Source organism: Aeromicrobium sp. (genome assembly GCF_036676885.1).
GTDB lineage: Bacteria > Actinomycetota > Actinomycetes > Propionibacteriales > Nocardioidaceae > Aeromicrobium.
Genome location: NZ_JAKFCB010000095.1, coordinates 1 through 6,474, shown reverse-complemented (window position 1 = coordinate 6,474; position 6,474 = coordinate 1). Strand labels below are relative to the sequence as shown.

At 69.7% G+C, this 6,474-nt stretch carries 7 protein-coding genes; 6 read left to right on the top strand and 1 reads right to left on the bottom strand.

The genetic code is table 11. The features are described 5' to 3' along the window. Nucleotides 1-2,328: DEAD/DEAH box helicase (locus V6M46_RS05045; protein ID WP_332662686.1), on the bottom strand; the 2,328-nt coding region annotated here is incomplete at its 3' end. Between the two features lie 136 nt (nucleotides 2,329-2,464). Here V6M46_RS05045 and V6M46_RS05040 point away from each other — a divergent pair. From V6M46_RS05040 to V6M46_RS05015, 6 genes are all read left to right on the top strand, one after another. Continuing rightward, nucleotides 2,465-3,598 carry a serine hydrolase domain-containing protein gene (locus tag V6M46_RS05040; protein WP_332662685.1) on the top strand — a complete coding sequence of 378 codons (1,134 nt, stop codon included), beginning with the start codon at nucleotides 2,465-2,467 and terminating at the stop codon, nucleotides 3,596-3,598. After that, a complete protein-coding gene (gene bluB, locus V6M46_RS05035; RefSeq protein WP_332662684.1) occupies nucleotides 3,595-4,239 on the top strand; it encodes a 5,6-dimethylbenzimidazole synthase in 645 nt (214 codons plus the stop codon). The genes V6M46_RS05040 and bluB overlap by 4 nt, the downstream gene beginning before the upstream one ends. Before the next feature lie 29 nt (nucleotides 4,240-4,268). Continuing rightward, nucleotides 4,269-4,781: a hypothetical protein gene (locus tag V6M46_RS05030; protein ID WP_332662683.1), complete on the top strand. Its 513-nt coding sequence runs from the start codon at nucleotides 4,269-4,271 to the stop codon at nucleotides 4,779-4,781. Between the two features lie 38 nt (nucleotides 4,782-4,819). Next, nucleotides 4,820-5,638, top strand: coding sequence for a dioxygenase family protein (locus tag V6M46_RS05025; RefSeq protein ID WP_332662682.1), 819 nt, complete (start codon nucleotides 4,820-4,822; stop codon nucleotides 5,636-5,638). Between the two features lie 97 nt (nucleotides 5,639-5,735). After that, nucleotides 5,736-6,176, top strand: coding sequence for a DUF4234 domain-containing protein (locus V6M46_RS05020; protein WP_332662681.1), 441 nt, complete (start codon nucleotides 5,736-5,738; stop codon nucleotides 6,174-6,176). 79 nt (nucleotides 6,177-6,255) lie between these two features. Next, nucleotides 6,256-6,474 (top strand): MBL fold metallo-hydrolase (locus V6M46_RS05015; RefSeq protein WP_442880448.1); only part of this gene is annotated, 219 nt, incomplete at its 3' end.

The window sequence follows — 6,474 nt, the reverse complement described above, 5'->3', positions numbered from 1 at the left end:
GAGGTTGAGGCCGACGCCGGCCGCCTTGAGCGACAGCACGAAGACCGGGATCTCGCCGCTCTGGAACCGGTGCACCATCTTCTCCCGCGCGCGTACGGTCGTGGCGCCGTGGAGGAACTGGTGCCCGATCTTCTTCTCCTCGAGGTGCCGCGTCAGCAGCCGGCCCATCTGGGCGTACTGCGTGAACACCAGCGTCGCGCCGTCCTCGGCGACGATCTCCTCGACCAGCTCGTCGAACACGCCGAGCTTGCCGGAGCGGCCGGTGATCCGGCTGGCCGGATCGCGGAGGAACTGCGCGGGGTGGTTGCAGATCTGCTTGAGCTGCGTGAGCAGCTTGACCACCAGGCCACGGCGCTGGATGCCCTGCGCGTTCTCGATCTGCGCCATCGTGCTGCGGACGACCGCCTCGTAGAGCCCGACCTGCTCGCGGGTGAGGTGGATGCGGTGATCGGTCTCGATCTTGGGCGGCAGCTCCGGCGCGATGCCCGGGTCGGACTTGCGGCGGCGCAGCACGAACGGCCGGATGAGCTGCGACAGCCCGGAGGCCTTGCCGGAGTCGCGGCGCGACTCGATCGCGCGCGACCAGGTGTTGCGGAACTGCTGGTACGTCCCGAGGAGCCCCGGCGTCGTCCAGTCGAGGATCGACCAGAGCTCGCCGAGGTTGTTCTCGACCGGCGTACCGGTCAGCGCCAGGCGCGCCTGCGCGGGGATGTCGCGGATCGCCTGGGCCGTACGCGCGTGCGGGTTCTTGATGTTCTGCGCCTCGTCGGCGACGACCAGGCCCCAGCCGGGCTGGTGCTCGGACAGCTCGATGGCGTCGGAACGCATCGTGGCGTACGTCGTGACGAGGAATCCGTCGTGGACGCCGTCGAGCCGGCGCTTCGGCCCGTGATAGCGGCGCACGTTGACGCCCGGCGCGAACCGCTTGATCTCGCGCTCCCAGTTGCCGAGCACGGAGGCCGGGCACACCACGAGCGTCGGCGCCGAGCTGGTCGCGGTGCGCTGCAGGTGCAGGGCGATCAGCATGACGGTCTTGCCGAGGCCCATGTCGTCGGCGAGGATGCCGCCGAGCCCCAGGTCGACCAGCTGGGTCATCCAGCGGAGTCCCTGCAGCTGGTAGTCGCGCAGCGTGCCGTCCAGCCCGTCCGGCTGCACCGCCGGGGCGATGTCGCGGTCCTGCACGGCGAGCCGCCTGCGTACGTCCTCGAGCCAGCCGACCGTGTCGACCTCGGTCATCCGCCCGTCGATCTCGAGCTCGCCGGTGACGGTCGCCCTCAGGGCCTCGAGCGGCGAGATCTCGCGCGTACGCCTCTCGAGCACCCGCTGGAGGCGGGACTTGTCGACGAAGATCCACCGATCGCGCAGCCGCAGCAGCCCGGACTGGGACTGCGCGAGCTGGTCGAGCTCGGCCGCCGACAGCACGTCGTCGCCGAGCGCGACCTGCCAGTCGAACGAGAACAGCTGGCCCTGGGTGAACGCCGAGGGGCGATCGGATCGGGGCGTCTCGTCTCGGCGTACGACCGCCGATGTCGAGAGCTCGCGGATGAGCTCGGGTGGCCAGCGGATCTCGATGCGGTTGGCCATCAGCGTCGGCGCGAGCGCCCGGTCACCGAGGCGGGCCAGCTCGTCGGGGCTGACGGTCGCCGCGCCGCGGGTGTGCGGGTCGCGCAGCCGCTCGGCGGGTGACCACCACGGCTCGAGCCGGCGCAGCATCGCCGAGGTCGGCTCCTTGGCGTCCTGCGCGAGCGGGTGCGTCGTGGAGCCACCGAACATGTCACCCGCGTCGAACGCGGCCCACGACCCGGAGCGCGGCTGCACCCTCAGGCGTACGACGGCGGCCTGCTCGGGCGTCGGATTCTCGAGGAACGACACCATCAGCGACCACGAGAACGTCGTCTCGCGCTGGCGCGGCTGCTGCGCCTGCGGTGACACGTACGCCTGGCGTTGCGGCGTCGATGCCGCAGCGGGGGCGTCGACGGCGAGCGCCTTGAGGAACGCGTTGATCGTCGCCTGGCCGCGCCCGGCGTTGCTGTCGATCGCGGAGGCGGCGCTCTGCAGCTGGTTGAGCTCGGTCGAGTCCGGCGAGCCCAGCGCGCCGCGCGCCATGATGCGCAACGCGAGGATCGCCGGGGTGGCCCACGCGCGTACGGACGGGTCCGCCGACATGACGCGGATGCCCTGGCTCAGCGCGCCGATCGACTCGTTGGCGGTGGCCTCATGATCGCCGTCGGGGGTGTGGAACACGAACCGCGAATCGGCCGGATCCTCGCCTGCGACGAACTCCACGGGAAAGCGCAAAAGCCGGCGCAGATCCGTGGACGTAGGCATCCCTCCATTGTCGCTCACCCCTCCAACTTGCAGTCATGCGGCCACCCCTCACGACCACTCGCCGGTCGAGTAGCAGCTTGCTCGGCAAGCGGCGTATCGAGACCACGGAGGTCTCTGACATCGTGGGGGAGTGCTGATGGGGCGAGTGCTTGCGGTGGCGGCGATGCTCGTGGCCGCCGGGTGCTCCGGCGACGACCCCGACGACCCCGACGAGCAGGTCAGCGTGGCGCCCGTGACGCTGCCGACGATCACCGCGGAGCCCGACGTGTTCCCCGGCAACGACTGGAAGCGCCACGAGCGGGGTGACTGGTCCACGCTCGACGCCGACCTCGAACGTACGGGCTCCACGTGTGTCGCGGTGATCAAGGACGGTGAGCTCGTCCACGACGCGTACTGGAACGGCGGCAGCGAGCGGGGCCGGCACCGGGTCTACTCGATCACCAAGTCGCTGACCTCGCTGCTGGCCGGCATGGCCGCCGACGACGGCGCGCTCGAGATCGGCCACGCGGCGTCCGAGTGGGTCGACGAGTGGCGTGTCGGCTCCGCGGGCGCGGTGACGGTGCGCGACCTGCTGTCGATGACCTCGGGCCGGCACTGGGACGCGGCCACCGACAGCCGCATGATCCGCGACGAGGCCGACAAGACGGCGTACGCCGTGGGGCTCGCGCAGGATCGCGCGCCGGGGACGACGTGGGTCTACGACAACTCCGCCGTGCAGGCCCTGGAGTCCGTGCTCGACGACGCCTTCGAGACCGACGACATCGTCAAGGTCGCGCAGGACCGTCTGCTCCGCCCGCTCGGCATGCGCGACACGGTCTGGCCCCGTGACCGGGCCGGCAACGCGCTGACGTTCTCCGGCGTCGAGTCGACGTGCCTCGACCTCGCCCGCGTCGGCCACCTGATGCTCCACCGTGGGGCGTGGCACGGCAAGCAGCTGGTGTCGACCGGCTTCGTCGAGCAGGCCACCCGGCCGTCGTCCGACCTCAACGCGGCATACGGACTGCTGTGGTGGGTCAACGGCAAGGGCCGGATCGTCGAGGTGCTCCGCCAGGCCGGCTACCCGGACGACAAGCCGCCCTACGATGGGCAGCTCGCGCCGCGAGTGCCGGACGACGCGTTCTGGGCGTACGGCTACGGCGACCAGTACGTCGCCGTCGTGCCGTCCGAGGGCGTCGTCGCCGTACGACTGGGAGCGCGGCCCGCGACGCCGGACGCGCTGACGTTCGAGCGCTTCACCCGCGAAGTCCTGCAAGGCCTGGGAGACGAATGACGGAACACGCGTACGACAAAGAGGATCGCGAGGCGGTCTACCGGGTCATCGCCGAGCGCCGCGACATGCGGCACTTCGCCGGCGGCACGGTCGACGAGTCCGTGCTCGCCCGGCTGCTGGCGGCTGCCCATCAGGCGCCGAGCGTCGGACTGATGCAGCCGTGGCGCATCGTGCGGGTCACCGACCCCGAGCTGCGCACGGCCCTCCACGACCACGTCGAGCTCGAACGCCGACGCACAGCCGAGGCGATGGGGGAGCGCGCCGACGAGTTCATGCGGCTCAAGGTGCAGGGCATCCTCGACTGCGCCGAGGTGCTCGTCGTGGCACTGGGCGATGACCGCGAGCGGCACGTCTTCGGCCGCCGGACGATGCCACACATGGACCTCGCCTCGGTGTCGTGCGCGATCCAGAACCTGTGGCTCGCCGCCCGTGCGGAAGGCCTCGGCATGGGCTGGGTGTCGATGTTCGTGCCGGCCGAGGTCGGCACGATGATCGGCGCTCCTGCGGGTGCCGAGCCGGTGGCGATCCTGTGCCTCGGGCCGGTCGACGCGTTCTATCCGCGGCCGATGCTCGAGCAGGAGAGCTGGACGTCAGTGCGCCCGCTGGACGAGCTCCTCGCCGACAACGTCTGGCCCAGCTGACTGTCAGACCCCGGTGCTTGGGTCGAGGTATGGACATCGACGAACCGGGCTGGCCGCTGATCGACGACTTCTTCGCCAAGGAGGCGTCGGGTCGGGCCGAGGCGACCGTACGCCGTTATGTCCGCGTGCGTGACCGGCTCACGCAGTTCCTCGACACCGCCGACATGGGGCGCTGGCTCGGCACGCACCCGGCGACGCTGCTCGAGGCCGAACGAGAGTTCCACGAGCTCGGAGCGTTCTGGCAGCTGTTCGGCCCCGACGAGCTCGTCTGCGTGCTGCCCGGGTTCCTGCTGGAGCCGTGGATGCCCGAGAGCCTCGGCGAGGCGCGCACGCAGATCAGCTTGGTCTCCCGTCTCCTCAGCCACCTCAGCCGCAAGCGATTGCTCGACTTCTCGGTCATCCGCTGCGCCTACTGGGAGTCCGAGGCCGCGGTCAAGCAGGCTCGGATCGACCTCGAGGCCCGCTCGGCCGCCCGCATGCCCGACGAGCACGCGCAGGAGATGCCGAGCCGATTCAAACAGCAGCCGGGACCGCAGTGGTGATGCTATAGTTGAAGCATCAACTACTAAGGAACGGCACCATGGCGACCTACTCGATCTCGGACCTGGACAACCGGCTGCGGCCCAGTCCGCTGATGCCCGTGCTCTTCGTCGGTCACGGCAACCCGATGTATGCCATCGCCGACAACTCCTACACCCAGAAGTGGGCCGAGGTCGGCCACGGGCTGCCCGAGGCGCAGGCCATCGTCGTCGTCAGCGCGCACTGGCTGACGCCGGGCCAGACCCACATCACCGACGCGCCCAAGAACCGCATCATCTACGACTTCGGCGGCTTCCCCGACGAGCTCTACCGCGTCCAGTACGACACCGTCGGCGACGAGGACGTCGCCAGGCTCCTCGCCAAGCAGCTCGTCGAGTATGAAGCCGAGCTCGACAAGCAGTGGGGCCTCGACCACGGCACGTGGAGCGTGCTCAAGCACCTCGCGCCCGCCCCCGAGGTGCCGGTCCTGCAGATCAGCATCGACTACGCGATGCCGCTGCCCGAGCTCTACCAGCTCTACAGCCGCCTGCGCGCGATGCGGCGCCGCGGCGTCGTGTTCATCGGCAGCGGCAACATCGTGCACGCCCTCGGCCGCATCAAGTGGGACGGCGGCACGGCCTGGGACTGGGCCGAGCAGTTCGACGCCGACACGGCGGTCGCGCTCCAGAACCGCGAGATCGGCAAGCTGGTCAACCCCTATGCGACGTGGGCCGAGGCGCGCATCGCGGTGCCGACGGACGACCACTACCGCCCCATGGTCGCCGCGCTGAGCCTGCTCGAGGACGGCGAGGACATCGAGTTCTTCAACGACGAGATCGACATGGGTTCGGTCAGCATGAGGTCGTTCATCTCCGCCTGACCCACGGACGCGCCGTGGTTTGCAGCAAAGCGGCGTGGCGGCACGCGGAACGCGCTACGGTCTTGGCGTTCGCTTCGCCAATCACAGAGGAACCATCGTGTCCAGCACAGATCAGCCCACCCCGCCCGCTCAGCCGACGCCCCCGGCGTACGCGCCGCCGCCGACCACCTACTCCGGCGCCGTGGGCCAGGTCCGCTCGACCGGCATCTGCATCCTGCTGTTCTTCGTGACGTTCGGCATCTACGGGTACGTCTGGTACTTCAAGACGCACGAGGAGATGAAGCAGCACAGCGGTCAGGGACTCGGCGGTCTCGTCGCCGTCCTCCTGGCGATCTTCATCGGGATCGTCTCGCCGTTCCTGGTCTCGAGCGAGGTCGGCGGCCTCTACAGGCGGGCCGGCCGTCCCGAGCCGGTCTCGGCCGTCACTGGCCTGTGGTACTTCCCCGGCATGTTCCTGCTCGTCCTGCCGTTCGTCTGGTTCGTCAAGACCAACGGTGCACTCAACGAGTACTGGAAGTCGCAGGGCGCGACCGCCTGAGCAGCTTCTGACATACGGGCCGCTTGCCAGCTTCGGATGGCGAGCGGCCCGTATGCTGTCTGGCACTCAAGGAGCCGTCATGACCGCTGTCACCATCACCCACATCGGTGGGCCGACCGCCCTGCTCGAGTTCGGCGGATGGCGGATCCTCACCGATCCGACCTTCGATCCGCCCGGCAAGCGCTACTTCTTCGGGTGGGGCACGATGTCCAGCAAGCTGGCCGGTCCCTCGATCGATCCCGCCGACCTCGGCTCGATCGATGCGGTGCTGGTCAGCCATCACCACCATGCCGACAAC